Here is a 488-nt window from a genome sequence, read left to right as displayed (position 1 = left end):
CATATAAGCAGGAATTGCCATATTTTTACTCCTTAGTTTTATTGAAAACGCTTTAAGTTGTGATGCTTAAAGCAACTTGTGCTGCATTAGAATTACTGTTTTACAGCTGGAATCAGTATGATCTCAACCCTACGGTTTTTAGCCTTACCTTCTTCCGTCTGATTATCTGCAATAGGTTTGGTATCACCCAATCCTTTAACCTCAAACCGACTTTCCGGAACATTAGAAGAGATAACCAACCAATCTTTGACCGATTGAGCACGTTTTTCCGATAACTGTTGATTGGAAACAGGATTTCCAACATTATCAGTATGTCCTTCAACTAAAATGCGTGTATCAGGATGTGACTCAATTGCTTTTAATGCACCAATCAATGCTTTATTGGCATTATTTTTTAGTTCAAACTGACCTGTTTCAAACAAAGCCAAACTGTCTAAAGTAATAACTACTGGTTTCACAGGTTCCGGTTTTATTGGTTTTGGAGGTGG

The 488-nt window shown here is 37.1% G+C and carries 1 protein-coding gene; it reads right to left on the bottom strand.

Annotated features, from left to right (window positions below; genetic code table 11):
* Positions 1-92: 92 nt before the first annotated feature.
* Positions 93-488, bottom strand: a 396-nt coding sequence (locus ACTHUR_RS19330) for an OmpA family protein (protein ID WP_440400408.1), incomplete at its 5' end; no start/stop codon positions are given.

The organism is Neisseria sp. P0021.S007 (assembly GCF_051956855.1).
This window is presented reverse-complemented; position numbering and strand designations above follow the sequence as displayed.